12 protein-coding genes and 1 tRNA gene are annotated in these 14,793 nt (G+C 33.9%); 10 read left to right on the top strand and 3 right to left on the bottom strand.

All coding sequences use genetic code 11. The features are described from left to right. Window positions 1-35: 35 nt before the first annotated feature. From ACFS3A_RS24390 to ACFS3A_RS24380, 3 genes are all read left to right on the top strand, one after another. Window positions 36-1,643, top strand: a complete 1,608-nt coding sequence (locus ACFS3A_RS24390; RefSeq protein ID WP_379828162.1) for a RagB/SusD family nutrient uptake outer membrane protein — start codon at window positions 36-38, stop codon at window positions 1,641-1,643. 23 nt (window positions 1,644-1,666) lie between these two features. Continuing rightward, window positions 1,667-2,482: a SusE domain-containing protein gene (locus tag ACFS3A_RS24385; RefSeq protein ID WP_379828161.1), complete on the top strand. Its 816-nt coding sequence runs from the start codon at window positions 1,667-1,669 to the stop codon at window positions 2,480-2,482. 80 nt (window positions 2,483-2,562) lie between these two features. After that, complete coding sequence (locus ACFS3A_RS24380; protein WP_379828160.1) at window positions 2,563-5,430, top strand: alpha-amylase family glycosyl hydrolase; 2,868 nt, start codon at window positions 2,563-2,565, stop codon at window positions 5,428-5,430. Window positions 5,431-5,535: 105 nt separating this feature from the next. Here ACFS3A_RS24380 and ACFS3A_RS24375 read toward each other — a convergent pair whose 3' ends face one another. Together ACFS3A_RS24375 and ACFS3A_RS24370 are read right to left on the bottom strand one after the other, a co-directional pair. After that, window positions 5,536-5,760, bottom strand: coding sequence for a DUF6814 family protein (locus ACFS3A_RS24375; RefSeq protein ID WP_109191574.1), 225 nt, complete (start codon window positions 5,758-5,760; stop codon window positions 5,536-5,538). A 10-nt stretch (window positions 5,761-5,770) separates the two neighbouring features. Further along, a complete protein-coding gene (locus ACFS3A_RS24370) occupies window positions 5,771-7,264 on the bottom strand; it encodes an MFS transporter (RefSeq protein WP_379828159.1) in 1,494 nt (497 codons plus the stop codon). 201 nt (window positions 7,265-7,465) lie between these two features. On the opposite strand from ACFS3A_RS24370, the gene ACFS3A_RS24365 reads away from it, so the two are divergent. Further along, window positions 7,466-8,065 (top strand): hypothetical protein, encoded by a 600-nt coding sequence (locus tag ACFS3A_RS24365; protein ID WP_379828158.1) that lies wholly within the window; start codon window positions 7,466-7,468, stop codon window positions 8,063-8,065. Window positions 8,066-8,173: 108 nt separating this feature from the next. Here ACFS3A_RS24365 and ACFS3A_RS24360 read toward each other — a convergent pair. Next, window positions 8,174-8,246: transfer RNA gene (locus tag ACFS3A_RS24360), tRNA-Phe, on the bottom strand. 104 nt (window positions 8,247-8,350) lie between these two features. Here ACFS3A_RS24360 and ACFS3A_RS24355 point away from each other — a divergent pair. The 6 genes from ACFS3A_RS24355 (at window position 8,351) to ACFS3A_RS24330 (ending at window position 14,582) form a co-directional block, all read left to right on the top strand. Next, window positions 8,351-9,085 (top strand): type III pantothenate kinase, encoded by a 735-nt coding sequence (locus tag ACFS3A_RS24355; protein ID WP_379828157.1) that lies wholly within the window; start codon window positions 8,351-8,353, stop codon window positions 9,083-9,085. Continuing rightward, entirely contained in the window at window positions 9,078-10,307 is a 1,230-nt protein-coding gene (locus tag ACFS3A_RS24350; RefSeq protein ID WP_379828156.1) for a hypothetical protein, read from the top strand. Before ACFS3A_RS24355 ends, ACFS3A_RS24350 begins: the two co-directional genes overlap by 8 nt. Before the next feature lie 51 nt (window positions 10,308-10,358). After that, window positions 10,359-10,913: an LPS export ABC transporter periplasmic protein LptC gene (gene lptC, locus ACFS3A_RS24345; RefSeq protein WP_379828155.1), complete on the top strand. Its 555-nt coding sequence runs from the start codon at window positions 10,359-10,361 to the stop codon at window positions 10,911-10,913. Between the two features lie 8 nt (window positions 10,914-10,921). Further along, the gene (locus tag ACFS3A_RS24340) at window positions 10,922-11,116 is read left to right on the top strand and encodes a hypothetical protein (protein WP_379828154.1); all 195 of its coding nucleotides are present in this window, start codon (window positions 10,922-10,924) and stop codon (window positions 11,114-11,116) included. Window positions 11,117-11,118: 2 nt separating this feature from the next. Next, window positions 11,119-12,375 carry a hemolysin family protein gene (locus tag ACFS3A_RS24335; RefSeq protein ID WP_379828153.1) on the top strand — a complete coding sequence of 419 codons (1,257 nt, stop codon included), beginning with the start codon at window positions 11,119-11,121 and terminating at the stop codon, window positions 12,373-12,375. A gap of 107 nt (window positions 12,376-12,482) precedes the next feature. Then, window positions 12,483-14,582: a peptidylprolyl isomerase gene (locus tag ACFS3A_RS24330; RefSeq protein ID WP_379828152.1), complete on the top strand. Its 2,100-nt coding sequence runs from the start codon at window positions 12,483-12,485 to the stop codon at window positions 14,580-14,582. Window positions 14,583-14,793: the final 211 nt, after the last annotated feature.

The following is a 14,793-nucleotide window of genomic DNA, read 5'->3' as shown; positions in this document are numbered from 1 at the left end:
AGTAGATTGAAAAAATAAATTTAAAAATAAACAAAATGAAAATATCATTTAAATATATATCTTACTTCCTCCTATTTATTTTAGGATTAAGTATGACGCTTACCTCGTGTACAGACGATCTAAATGTTACGCCAAAGGATGATGATGAATTTCTTTCTGATGACTTTTTCAAAGATCCTACATCTTACAAGCAAGTTTTGGCAAAATTATATGCAGGATTGTATGTAGGAGGGAATGATGGAGATGGGATGCCTGATATCTCTGGACTAGGTGGTGATTTTAGCAGTTACTTAAGACTTATGTTTGTTACGCAGGAATTTCCAACTGATGAGGCTATTGTAGCTTGGAATGACGATGGTTTACCAGCATTAAATATGCAAAGATGGAGCCCGAGCAATCAATTTTTGTACGGAATTTTTTCAAGAGCTTTTTATGAAATTAGTGTTGCAAATGAATTTTTGCGACAAACTACTGACGAAAAGTTAACTGAAAGAGGTTTTGATTCAAATTTGAAAGCTGAAGTAGCAACTTTTAGAGCTGAAGCCCGTTTTTTAAGAGCTTTTTCATACTATAACTTAATGGATTTGTTCGGAAATGTGCCAATTACTACAGAAAAAGATCCTGTTGGTTTATTTTACCCAGAACAAAAAACGAGAGCAGAAGTTTTTGCTTATATAGAATCGGAATTGAAAGATATTGATGCTGGCTTAGCAGCTTCAAAAACAAATGAGTATGGAAGAGTAGATAAAACCGCAGCAAAATTTTTATTGGCGCAAATTTATCTTAACTCAAAAGTGTATACCGGAACAGAAAGATTTAATGACGCAGCAATTGTCTGTAATGATATTATAACTGGATCTGGCTATACTTTTGCAAATGTTCCTTACAGCTATTTATTTGCGGCGAATAATGATAGAAATGGAGCTCAGACAGAAGTTATCTTCCCTGTTATTGGAGATGGTAATGCAATTAGAGCTACAGGTGGTGGTATGAGTTTTATTCTTCACGCTTCTATTGGAGGTAGTATGGATGCTGGAAAACAAGGAATGAATGGAGGTTGGGCAGGTATAAGAACCAGACCAGAGTTTGTTAAGTTGTTTCCGGATGTAGATGCTTCTGGAGATAAAAGAGGTACTTTTTACACAAACGGCCAAACTTTAGATGTTACCGATGCAAGTGTTTTTACAAACGGATATGCAGTTACTAAATATTCTAATTTAAATTCTGACGGCACTGCAGCTCAAAGAACTGATATTCCGGATACAGATTTCCCAATGTACAGACTTTCAGATGTGTATTTGATGTATGCTGAAGCCACACTTAGAGGAGCTTCATCTGGTAATGTTGCGACAGCATTAGGATATGTAAATAAAATTAGATTAAGAGCTGGGGCCGGAATTATTTCAACTTCAGATTTGACACTTGATTTTATTTTAGATGAAAGAGCAAGAGAATTGTTTTGGGAATGTCACAGAAGAACAGATTTGATTCGTTTTGGTAAATTCACAGGAGGATCTAAAATCTGGCAGTGGAAAGGTGGGGTAAAAAATGGTAGTTCTACAGATTCTTTCAGAGATCTAATGCCAATTCCATCAACAGCCATTCAGGCTAATCCAACTTTAAAACAAAATCCAGGATACTAACTAACCATATAAAAATTAAGAAAATGAAAAATACATATAAAATTTTAGTTGCATTCATTAGCGTTTTAGCTGTGTCGTGTAATGCAGATGATGTGGAGAACAGACCAGTAATTAATCCGGTTACAGAACCGGTTTTATTAACGCCTCAGAATGATTTTAATATTGTTCTTACTAAAGAAACAGAAAATAACGTAGCTACAACTGTAGTATGGGATGATGCTAAATACGATGGTACACAAACTGTTGTGAATTACACTATCGAAATTGCAAAAGCAGGAACAAAATTTGCTACACCAGTTGCTGTGACTACTACTACTGCTCGTTACAAAGCTTTAACAGTTGCAGAGTTAAATTCTGCTTTAGTTAATGGTGGTTTTATTGAAAAAGAAGAAAACAGTGTTGATATTCGTATTAAATCTACTGTAGGTATTGGTGCAGAAGCTCAATATTCTAATTCTTATACATTTAAAGCAACTCCTTATCATACACCATTAGCAACTTCGCACTGGTTAGTTGGTGCTGCTACTCCAGGTGGATGGTCTTGGGATGGTGATGCAGAAACAGAATTTCCTTTAGTTGTTGGTAAAACAGATGTTTACCGAGTAACAATTGTTCTAAAAAGTGGAGAAGCATTCAGAGAGTTTTTAGGAAACAATTTTACAAGTAACGGAAACTGGGATAAGAGTAATAACTATACACATTATTCAGGTTTAGGTTATACAATAGATGATGAATTGGTAAATGCAAATGATGGCGATAGTAATTTCAAATATACAGGACCAACCGGGCCAAGAGTTTTAACCATTGATAATGGTGCGAAAAAAATAACATTAGACTAGTTTTAATGTGATGTTCAAAAAGGGCTATCAGCAGATAGCCCTTTTTTAATCAAACTAACTAACCGCAAACCAATATTATTATGAAAAAAACTTTACTATCATTTTTTTTGTTGCTAACTGCATTTTCGTTTGCTCAAATACAGACGGCAACTTATTCTATAAGTCCTTCAACATTTGAAGATACCACGCCAATAACCATTACAATAAATGGGAACAGTATCAACGAAGCAACTTGGGGTGTGACAGGAAATGCACTTTACCTTTGGTCATGGTCCTATGATATAAATGATGCTAATCAAATGGATTCTCCTTCAAACGGATCTTGGACAAATTCGACCGAAGCTAGTAAATTTACATACAATGCAGGAACTGATACTTATACAAAATCCTTTACACCATCGGTATATTTTAATAGAAATGGAATAGGAAGGATAGGTTTTCTTATAAAAGCTAAAGATGGTACAGGTACTAAACAATCGCAAGATATTGTTGTAGAAGTTGGTTCTTTTCAGGTAACATTAACAGCTCCTTTCGAGAACAGTACTACAATTGTTAACTCAGGGTCAAATTTTACAATTACTGCAACAAATACAGGAGGAGCAGGAAGTTATACCTTAAAGGCGAATGGGGCAACGATTAATACAAACGCAAGCACTTCCAGTTATTCTTACACACATACAAACATTACCGGAAATCAAACTTATGAATTGATTGCAACACAAGGGACTACTAGTGTTTCTAAGAAATTTGCGGTTGTGGTAAATCCGAACACTGTTTCTGAGGCTATGCCAACGGGGTTAGTGGACGGAATTAATTATAATGCTTCAGATGTGACAAAAGCAACTTTGGTTTTAGACGCTCCTTTAAAAGACTTTGTTTATGTTGCAGGAAGTTTCAATAACTGGCAGCCAACATCGGCTTATGCCATGAAAAAAGATCCAATTTCAGGAAAATTTTGGCTGGAATTGACTGGATTGGTTTCAGGTGTAAATAATACGTATCAATATTGGGTTGTAGATACAACGCCGCTTGCTAATTCTCCATCAATGGTAAAAACAGCAGACCCTTATTCTACTTTAGTTTTATCTCCTTATGATGATGCTTCAATTCCTGCAACAAAATATCCCAATATGCCAGTTTATCCCGCAGGGCAAAATTTTGAGGTTACCGTTTTAAAAACGGGGCAGATTCCTTATAATTGGCAAGTGACTAATTTCGTAAAACCTGAAAAAGAAAAACTGGTTGTTTATGAAGTTTTGGTTCGTGATTTTGATGCGGGTAAAAGCTATCAAAATTTAATAGACAGAATAGACTATTTTAAGAATCTTAAAATAAATGCTATCGAGTTGATGCCGGTAATGGAATTTGAAGGTAATGAAAGCTGGGGTTACAATACTTCATTTCATATGGCACTGGATAAGTTTTATGGAACCTCGGATAAGTTAAAAGAGTTTATCGATTTGTGTCATCAAAACGGAATTGCAGTAATTCTGGATGTAGCATTAAATCACGCTTTTGGAAGAAATCCTATGGTAAGAATGTGGATGAACGATCCTGACGGAGATGGTTTCGGTTCTCCAACTACCGAAAATCCTTATTTTAATACAGTGGCCAAACATAGTTATAGTGTGGGGGAAGATTTTAATCATCAGTTGGTAAAAACACAATATTATGTAGAAAGAGTAATTAAACAATGGATTCAGGAATACAAAATTGATGGCTTTCGCTGGGATTTAACGAAAGGATTTACGCAAAACTGTACTGCGTCAGATGAGTCTTGTACAAATGCGTATCAACAGGACAGAGTAGATATTCTGAAAAAATATGCAGATTATTCCTGGAGTTTAGATCCTGCTCATTATACTATTTTTGAGCATTTGGGAACAGATGCAGAAGAAAAAGAATGGGCGAATTATAAAGTTTCAGAAACGCCAAGCAAAGGAGTCATGATGTGGGGAAAAATGACAGATCCTTATAATGAATTGTCAATGGGATATACCAGTAATATTACCCGAATGTCAAGTGTAAGCAGAGGATTTACAGCCAACCGTTTGATGGGCTATGCAGAAAGTCATGATGAAGAACGTTTAATGTATAAAAATGTACAGTATGGTGCAGTAAATGGTACTTATAATGTAAAAACATTAAATACAGCGTTATCCAGAATGTCTGCTATTGGAGCGGTTTCATTATTAGTTCCGGGACCAAAAATGATCTGGCACTTTGGTGAGTTAGGTATGGATGATTCTATTTATACGTGCAATAACGGAACAGTAAATGATGCTTCAACTACAACTCCGGGTGATTGTAAATTAGATACAAAGCCTCAGCCTCAGTGGACAGAAAACTGGCTTGGAGATTCGAATCGTAATAAAATTTATTATGATTGGGCAAAAATGATCACACTTAAGAAAACAGAGCCGGTTTTCTCAGGAACAGCAACGATTACGAATGCAAATTCTAAAATTGTAAATATCAAAATAACCGATGTTAATTTGTCTTCGTCTCAGTTAAAAGATGTTTTGATTCTAGCCAATTTTGATACAACAGCTCAAAACGTTGCAACAGGTTTTCCTTATACAGGAACCTGGTACAATTTGATGGACAACACTACTATAAATGTAACAGATGTAAATGCTCCTGTAAATCTGCCTGCGGGAGATTATAGAATTTACGGAAACAAAGTTGCAAATTTAGCTATAGATGATTTTGAAAAAGGAAATTCGGTGAGTTTATACCCAAATCCGGTTACGGATTATTTTACGCTGAATGCCGGATTTACAAAGGTTCAGATTTATTCAGTTTCGGGTCAATTAGTAAAAAGTTTTACTTCCAATGGAGCTGCTGATTCTCAATTTGGTGTTGGTGAATTACAAACAGGATTGTATATTGTAAAAGCGTCTGACGAAAATAATAAAGCTCAGGTAATGAAGTTTATTAAAAAATAAACTTAAAAATAGATCTTACAGATTAAAAAATTGGTTAGGTTAGTAACGAAAAGGGCTGTTCTGCTTATTTGCAGACAGCCCTTTTCTAATTCTTCAAATTGTTTCTTATTTCTTTTTATTGTATTCTCCTATTAGAGAATAATATCCAAAAGTTCCTAATCCCATAACAATAAGCGGAGTCAGTATAAAGAGAATAATTGCGCCAAATACTAAATCATCCTGTTGTTCTGAAAGTAATTTTGGTAAACCAAATTCAAATACACAGAAATAAGCTGCTGCAGCCGCTAAAGCAATCCATAAAGCCCCTAAAACTTGTTTAATAGCGTTCATTTTTTAAATTTTAAAGGTGAGTAGTTTCGTTTTTGTTGTCAATATAAATCATTCCAATAACAAAGCAGATTCCTGCAATAATAATAGGATACCATAATCCGTCAAGATAAAAATCTGTTTTGCCGGCCGTTTTGGCGTGAGATACAAAATAAGTAGAAATAGCAGGAAGTAAACCTCCAAAAATTCCGTTTCCAACATGGTAAGGTAAAGACATAGAAGTATATCTGATTTTAGTTGGAAACATTTCGACTAAGAATGCGGCAATAGGACCATAAACCATTGTGACAAAGAGTACCTGAATAAAAACTAAAAGAATTAATGTCCATTTATCGCTTGAATTAATTGTAATTGAAATGCTGGTTTGAGCATCTTTTTTGCCTATGTACGTTTTTTTCTCCACTACGGATGTACCATCGGTATATTTTTTTTGAGTTGTACTTACAGAACCTCCGTTAGCAGTATTTTCAGTTAATACAGTGGGATTTTCAACAATCTCGGTTTTCTTATTTAAATCTGTTGTATCATACATTGTTTTATAAATAGGTCTGTAGGATACTATAGCCAACAACATTCCGAACATCATAATATATTTACGTCCGATTTTATCACTCAGCCATCCGAAAATAATAAAAAAAGGAGTTCCAATCAAAAGGGCAATTCCTAGTAATTCATCTACCTGAGAAGAATCAACATTCATGACCGTTTTCATAAAACTCATCGCATAAAATTGTCCCGTATACCAGACAACTCCCTGACCCATTGTAGCACCGAATAAAGCTAATAAGACAAACTTTAAATTGTATCGGTTTCCAAAGCTTTCTTTCAACGGATTTGTACTGGTTGTTCCTTCTTTTTTAGCTTTGGCAAAAACCGGAGATTCATCCATGTTTTTTCTGATTAAATAGGAGACCCCAACCATAGCAACCGAAACCCAGAAAGGAACACGCCACCCCCATAGATCAAAATCTTCAGGAGAGAGTACGCTTTTTGTGGCCAGAATAACCATCAAAGAAATAAATAAACCGACAGTGGCAGTAGTTTGGATCCAGGAAGTCCAATATCCTTTTTGACCCGCCGGCGCATGTTCTGCTACATAAGTGGCTGCGCCGCCATATTCTCCTCCAAGAGCAAGACCTTGTAATAAACGTAAAATCAGCACCAGTAAAGGAGCAAGAAAACCAATTGTCTCATAACTCGGAATACAGCCAATTAAAAATGTAGAACCTCCCATTAATAATAAAGTAGCCATAAAAGTATATTTACGGCCAATAATATCTCCAAGCCTTCCAAAGAATAAAGCTCCGAACGGACGAACAACAAATCCTGCAGCAAATGTGGCTAAAGTCGATAAAAATGCTGCGGTTGGATTATCACTGGGAAAAAATTTTGTTGAAATAACAACGGCTAAACTGCCAAAAATGTAGAAATCGTACCATTCAATCATGGTTCCCATAGAAGAGGCAGAAATTACTTTCCAAATGCCCTTAGTAGAAGTTTTGCTCATAAAACTGCTTTGAAATCTTATTAGTAAATGAAAGATAAAATTATAGTTTTACGAATATAGAAGATATTTTTTTATTCACTTAATACTTTTTTAACAAAAACTAATTATTTGTTGACATTTAAGGCGAATGTATTTCGTTAAGTTTAAAAAAGAGGAATTGTGTTTATATTTGAAATATATTTTTTTATCATACACAGTTATATGAAGCAGATTTTTGGATTAATTCTTTTTTTAAGTTTTGGGGTCTGCAAAAGCCAGAAAATTGATGTTTCTGATGAAAATAAATGTTTAGCAGTTACGGTTGCTTCAGAAGTTTTACAATGGCAGTATATTGGTCTTAGGGGAGATTTTGCCTCTTATAAAAGTGAATTTGCCAATTTCGCTAAAGTAAAAAATGGAGCTTTGTTGTATAAATGGCAGGAAGGACATGAAAATGGTCGGTTTTTAATCGTTGATTTTGATGAAAATTTTAGAGCTGTATTGAAAACGGAAAAATTAAGTGAAGAAATAAATTTTTCAGTAGGAGATAAAAAGAAATTAAAGTTTACTTCAGAAATTTTAGAGAAGAAAAGTTACTATCAGAGTTGTAAGAAAGATCATGGTCATGATAATTTATATATATTAGTTGTAAGGTGTAATAATGAAATGAAAGCGCAGTATTATTCTCCAATCAATCATCCTTACGAAATAAAATCATCTGATATTAATGTATATTTAATTCAGGAAATTTTTAGAATAATGGACCAGAGTTTCTACAAAGATTTGAAAACAAAGAATAACGCAAAGGTTCGCAAAGTTTAATTTTAAAAAACTTTGCGAACCTTTGCGTAAATCTTAGCGTCCTTAGCGGTTTAAAAAAACAGAAAAGTATAAAAAACAAAAAACCCGAATATTTCTATTCGGGTTTTGTGGTACCTCCAGGGATCGAACCAGGGACACATGGATTTTCAGTCCATTGCTCTACCATCTGAGCTAAGGTACCGTCTTGTGCGTATTGCGGGTGCAAAGATAGAATCATTTTCCGTTTCTCCAAAATATTTTAGAAAAAAAAATCAATTCGTATCTTCGCAAAAACAAAAAAGAAAAATGGTTTTAACTATTGATGTCGGAAACACCCGAATTAAAGCAGCTGTCTTTGAGGAGGATACTACTTTGGAGCGTTTTATTTTTGATAAAAAAGAACTGGTAGAAAAAATTAAAAAAATTTTAGAAAAGTTTCCAAAATGTTCTGATTTGGTTGTTGCTTCGGTTGGAAATGTCGAAAAACAAGCTTTTTTAACTTTCGAAAAACAACTCAAAGTCCATTTTTTTACACACGACGATGTTTTTCCTTTTCTCAATAAATATGCGACTCCAAAAACTTTAGGGATAGACCGAATGATTTTGGCAGCAGGAGCTACGTTAAAATTTCCAAAACAAAACAGATTAGTAATCGATGCCGGAACTTGTATTACCTACGATTTTATCGACGAAAAAGACAATTATTTAGGAGGAGCGATCTCTCCGGGACTTCGTTTACGATACGAAGCCATGCATAATTTTACAGCCAGACTGCCTTTGCTGACTTTAGAAGCTCCCGATTCTTATATAGGAAATTCGACCACACAGGCTATGCATTCTGGCGTTGTCAATGGTTTCGTCTATGAGATTGACGGTTTTATCGATGATTATCGCAGGGACTTTTCAAATTTTATCATAATTTTAACGGGAGGCGATGCAGATTTTTTGGCTAAACGATTAAAAAATACCATATTTGCCAATTCAAATTTCCTTCTGGAGAGTTTGAACCAAACATATCAATATAAAATCGACAATGATTAAAAAAGTAATACTAAGCGCTTGTTTGCTTATATCGTTCGTTTCATTCGCGCAGCAAGGTACAGCTTCCCCTTATTCTTTTTTCGGAATAGGAGATGCAAGATTCAAGGGAACTCTTGAAAACAGATCGATGGCCGGAGTTGCAGTGGAGCAGGATACGATTCACTTAAATTTAGAAAATCCTGCCAGTTATGCGAGTTTGATACAAACAACTTTTACCATTGGAGGAACTTTTGCAACTTCTAATTTAAAAACAAGCACGCAATCAGAAAAAGCGCAGCGCAGTACTTTTGATTATTTAGCATTAGGAATTCCGATGGGTAAATTTGGAGCTTCTTTTGGTTTAATTCCTGTAAGTTCTGTAGGATATAAAATTCTTAGTGATAACTCAACTACTGAGGGAGCAACCAGTTCACAACTTGATGGAAAAGGAGGTGTAAATAAAGTATACTTTGGTTTAGGATATAAAATTGCAAAAGGCTGGAATATTGGAGCAGATGCACAATATAATTTTGGTAAAATTACGACAACCAGTGTTGAAGCAGTTACAGGAATTCAAAATGGTACAGCAGAAGTAAATACATCTGAGATATCTGGTATGGCTTTTAGTTTTGGTACTATGTATCAAAGAAAAATCTATAAAAAAGTTAGTTTGTTTTCTAGTTTAAGCTATTCATTTGCCAGTAATTTAAATTCGGATAACACCAGAGTGATATCAGTTCAGGGGGATCCTGATCCTTATGTGGCAGACGTAAAGCCTACAGAGTTAAAATTGCCTAATAAGTTGAGTATTGGCCTAGGTATTGGAGAAGCCAGAAAATGGTTGGTTGGAGCTAATATGACTTTTCAGGGAGACGGACAATTAAGAAATTTCTATAATTCGGCTGATAATATTGATTATGAAAATTATTCAAAATTTGCCGTTGGAGGATATTATCTTCCAAATTATAACTCTTTTACAAGTTATATGAGCAGAATTACTTACAGAGCAGGTTTGAAATATGAAAAAATCGGTTTGATAGTGAATAACGAATCAATCAAAGATATTGGAATGACACTTGGAGTTGGGATTCCTATTCCGCAATCTTTTTCAAATTTAAATTTTGGAATTGAATTTGGTAAACGCGGTACAGTTTCTTCTAATTTAGTTCAGGAAAACTACGTGAATTTTAGTTTAAGTTTCTCTTTCAACGACAAATGGTTTGTGAAGAGTAAATTCCAATAAACATAATATTTTATCTTTTCTAAGCTCATTACAATTTACTACATTTGGCAAATGAATTTACCAAAGAGATATAGTCTGCTAGTTGTCACAGTTTTTACTGTGACACTATTTTTTGGATGCGAAAGTAATTTTAAAGAAGTTCAGAAAATTAACTTCTCAGAATTTGTTCCCGGAAGTGATGCGGATACAATTAATATTAAGTATACAGATTCCGGACGTATTACAGGTGTTTTGATAAGTCCAAAAATGCTTGATTATTCCAATCTTGAATTTCCTTTTACGGAATTTCCAAAAGGAATAGATGTTACTCTGTATGATAAAAAACAAAAACGTACTTTTATAAAAGCAAATTATGCGGTTTCTTATAAACCGACACAAATAATCGATTTGATCGGAAAAGTAAAAATCACCTCGGAAGCAGGACAGGTTTTGGAAACAGAACAATTATACTTTGATCAGAAAAACGAATGGTTTTATACAGAAAGGAAATTTAAACTGACCGATACTAAAGGTGTTTCTCATGGTCAGGGAATAGATTTTAGTAAAGATTTTAAAGTGATCAATTCTCAGCGAATAAACGGTGAAATTGAATCAGATGAAGAATAAATAAGATTATGGGTTATTTAAAATACACACAATACGTTTACATTATTATAGCACTTTTTTTTGCTTACGATGCGATTATGAAATTAAATGAAGGCGATGAAAGTTATCCCTTTTATTTTGTAATTGCGGGAATGTCGGCTTTTATGTTTTTCTTTAGAAGAAGATTTATTAATAAGCATAATGATCGTAACAAAAAACAATAAAAATGGAAATTAGTATTATAATCATATGTTTAATACTAGCAGCCTTTTTTTCCGGAATGGAAATCGCTTTTGTTTCGGCTAATAAAATTTACCTTGAAATAGAAAAGAAACAAGACGATTTTTTGTCTCGAATCTTAACTAAACTTACCGAAAATCCATCCAAATTTATTGCAGCCATGCTTATTGGTAATAATGTGGCGCTGGTTATTTACGGGTTTTTTATGGGCGATCTGATTTTAAATTGGATGACTCATTTTGGATTGGTGCTTCCGGATTGGTGGGATATCCTAATTCAGACGCTTCTGGCAACCTTTATAGTTTTATTGACTTCGGAGTTTTTTCCAAAAGTTTTTTTTCAGATTTATGCCAATTCTTTAATAAAAATTCTGGCGCTTCCGGCTTATTTATTTTATAGATTGTTTTATTATATCTCATCTTTCTTTATATGGATTGCTGATTTTGTTTTGAGTAAATTTTTTAAAACAGAGGGAAATCAGATTCAGTTGTTTAGCAGAATTGAACTTGGTAATTATATTACAGAACAGATGAGTTCTGTTGAAGAAGATGAAGAAGTCGATTCTGAAATTCAGATTTTTCAGAATGCATTAGAGTTTTCCGGCGTTAAGGCGCGCGATATCATGACGCCCCGAACAGAAATTGTCGATATCGATCTTTTTGATACTATTGATGATTTAAAAGCATTATTCATTGAAACAGGATATTCTAAAATCATTATAAGTCAGAATTCTTTAGATGATATTGTGGGCTATGTGCATTCATTCGATTTGTTTAAAAAGCCAACGACAATAAAATCTGTTTTGATGACGGTTGAATTTGTTCCGGAAACTATTTTGATAAAAGATGTGCTGAACTTATTGATTAAAAAACGTAAAAATGTTGCAGTTGTTCTGGATGAATACGGAGGAACTTCCGGAATTATCACAATTGAAGATATTGTAGAAGAACTTTTTGGAGAAATCGAAGATGAACATGATTTAGACGAGGAATTAATTGAAGAAGTGATAAGCGAAGGGAAGTATTTGTTCTCTACCCGATTAGACGTAGAGTATCTGAATGAAACCTATAAACTAATGATTCCCGAAGAAGATTCTTACGGTACTCTGGGAGGTTTTATTGTGAATCATACAAAAGAAATCCCGCAAAAAGGAGATAAAATTGTGATTGATAAGTATCATTTTTTAATAAAAGAGGCTTCAAATAAGAAAATAGAACTAGTCAAATTGACAATTAAAGATTGATTTTTTAAATTAATGAAAAAAAATGTGTAAAATAAAACGCTAGTTGTATTGTTATTAACTAGATAATTGTATTTTCGCAAACTGAATATAAAATTAACGATAATAAAATGGCAGTTTTAGCAAAAATTAGACAGCGTTCCGCTTTATTGATAGGGGTTATTGCACTTGCATTATTTGCATTTATAATACAAGACTTAATCGGTAAGGGAACATTTAGTCAAAGTTCAAAAGATGTAGGAAGCATCGACGGAAAAGATATTTCATTTGAAGACTTTAGAATTAAAGTTAGTAATGTTGAAAAAAGTGGGCAGGGTATTACTTCCACTGAAGCTGCAAACAGAGTTTGGGATCAAGAAGTTTCAATCGCTTTATTGTCATCTCAATTTGAGAAATTAGGATTGAGAGTAGGTCAAAAACACTTACTTGAGGTTTTAAAATCAGATCCAAATATTGGTAAAAACCCAATGTTTTTAAATGCAGCAGGAATTTTTGACGAAGCTAAATTTAAAGATTATTTCAGCTCAAATCCGGAAGCAAAAGAATACATCGCTCAAAAAGAGAAAGATGCTGAATTGAATGCTAAATTTCAAATCTATAATACTTTAATTAAGTCAGGACTTTACACAACTGCTAGTGAAGGGAAATTGAAGTATGAAATGGAGGCAAACAAAGTAAATTTTTCTTATGTAGCAGCTCCTTATTCTTCTATCAAGGACAGTGAAGTAAAAATTTCTGATTCTGATATCGTAGATTATATGAAGAAAAACGAGAAAAAATTCAAAGCGGATGCAACTCGTGAAATTCAATACGTTTTAGTTGAAGATAAAGCTTCTAAAGAAGATGAGGCTGAAATTAAAGCTAAATTGACTGCATTATTATCAGGAAGTGTTGTTTACAACGCAAAAACAGGTAAAAATGATACATTGCCAGGATTTAGAAATGCTACAAACATTGCTGAATTTGTAAATGCAAATTCTGATGTTCCTTACGATTCAACTTATGTGGCTAAAAATAACCTTCCGGCTGTAGATGCTGATAAATTATTCAGTTTACCTGCAGGAGCAATTTACGGGCCATATGTTTACGGAAGATATTATGCAATCTCTAAATCTTTAGGATTTAAAGCTGGCGTTAATGCAAAAGCTAGTCATATCTTAATTGGTTATGAAGGATCTCAAACTCCAAACCAAAAAGAAAAAAGAACTAAAGAAGAAGCAAAAGCTAAAGCTGAAGAAATTTTAGCTCAGGTTCAGGCAAATCCGGATAGTTTTATGATGTTGGCTTTCACAAGTTCTGATGATTCATCTGCTCAACAAGGTGGAGATTTAGGATATTTTGGTCAGGGACAAATGGTAAAGCCATTCAATGATTTTGTATTCAGCAACGGAATTGGAAAAGTTGGTTTAGTAGAAACTCCTTTTGGATTTCACGTAATCAAAATTACAGACAAACAAGACGGAATTCGTTTAGCTACAATCGCTCAGAAAATCGAGCCTTCTGAAGCTACTTCTGATAAAGTATTTACTTTAGCAACTAAATTTGAAATGGATGCCGCTGATAAAGATTTTGCAGCTTCTGCTAAAGAGTTAGGTTTAAAAGTAGCTCCTGTAGTAAATGCTAAAGCTATGGATGAAGCATTTGGTCCATTAGGAAATCAACGTAACATCGTAAGATGGGCTTTTGATAAAGAAACAGGTAAAGGAGATGTTAAACGTTTCGAAATTGCTAATATCGGACACGTTATTGCGCAATATAAAGGAGAAAATAAATCTGGTTTAGTTTCTGTTGATATGGCAAGACCTTACGTTGAGCCAATCTTGAAAAACAAGAAAAAAGCAGAATTATTAAAAGCTAAAATGACTGGATCAAGCATTGATGCTATTGCTAAGGCTGCCGGAGTTGCTGTTCAGCAAGCTGCAGATGTGACTCTTGATAATCCGGTTTTACCAGGTGGAGTTGGACAAGAGCCAAGAGTTGTGGGTAATGCATTTGCTTTAGCAGCAAATAAAATCTCTGCTCCAATTGAAGGAAATACCGGAGTTTATGTGGTACAAAATACTAAAACAGTAAAAGCTCCTGCAATTGCTAATCACGCTGCTTATGTTGAGAAAGTAAAAGCGCAAAGCGCAAATGATGCAAGCAGAGTATTACCGGCATTGAAAAACAATGCAAAAATTGAAGATAACAGATTACAGTTCAATTACTAAAAACAAGTAGTTTAAGCTATAAAAACCCGAAACATCTTTTGATGTTTCGGGTTTTCTTTTTTATTTGAAATTCCGTAATTCTATTTTGTACTATTTTTTGTTAATTTTCTAAAGGTATATAGGAATAATCGAAATTTGATATTAAAAACTTGTGATATTCAAATTATTACAGTTAATTTGTCCGAATTTTTATTTTAACATATTTTTTGCA

It is taken from the genome of Flavobacterium notoginsengisoli (genome assembly GCF_042686225.1).
GTDB lineage: Bacteria > Bacteroidota > Bacteroidia > Flavobacteriales > Flavobacteriaceae > Flavobacterium > Flavobacterium notoginsengisoli.
Note: the sequence above shows the minus strand (reverse complement) of the source record. Positions and strands in the feature narration are given on the sequence as shown.

Coding starts and splice junctions, on each gene's coding strand:
- ACFS3A_RS24330 (WP_379828152.1), top strand. CDS start 12,483: ATGGCAGTTTTAGCAAAAATTAGACAGCGTTCCGCTTTATTGATAGGG.
- ACFS3A_RS24380 (WP_379828160.1), top strand. CDS start 2,563: ATGAAAAAAACTTTACTATCATTTTTTTTGTTGCTAACTGCATTTTCG.
- ACFS3A_RS24365 (WP_379828158.1), top strand. CDS start 7,466: ATGAAGCAGATTTTTGGATTAATTCTTTTTTTAAGTTTTGGGGTCTGC.
- ACFS3A_RS24350 (WP_379828156.1), top strand. CDS start 9,078: ATGATTAAAAAAGTAATACTAAGCGCTTGTTTGCTTATATCGTTCGTT.
- lptC (WP_379828155.1), top strand. CDS start 10,359: ATGAATTTACCAAAGAGATATAGTCTGCTAGTTGTCACAGTTTTTACT.
- ACFS3A_RS24375 (WP_109191574.1), bottom strand. CDS start 5,760: ATGAACGCTATTAAACAAGTTTTAGGGGCTTTATGGATTGCTTTAGCG.
- ACFS3A_RS24390 (WP_379828162.1), top strand. CDS start 36: ATGAAAATATCATTTAAATATATATCTTACTTCCTCCTATTTATTTTA.
- ACFS3A_RS24385 (WP_379828161.1), top strand. CDS start 1,667: ATGAAAAATACATATAAAATTTTAGTTGCATTCATTAGCGTTTTAGCT.
- ACFS3A_RS24340 (WP_379828154.1), top strand. CDS start 10,922: ATGGGTTATTTAAAATACACACAATACGTTTACATTATTATAGCACTT.
- ACFS3A_RS24370 (WP_379828159.1), bottom strand. CDS start 7,264: ATGAGCAAAACTTCTACTAAGGGCATTTGGAAAGTAATTTCTGCCTCT.
- ACFS3A_RS24355 (WP_379828157.1), top strand. CDS start 8,351: ATGGTTTTAACTATTGATGTCGGAAACACCCGAATTAAAGCAGCTGTC.
- ACFS3A_RS24335 (WP_379828153.1), top strand. CDS start 11,119: ATGGAAATTAGTATTATAATCATATGTTTAATACTAGCAGCCTTTTTT.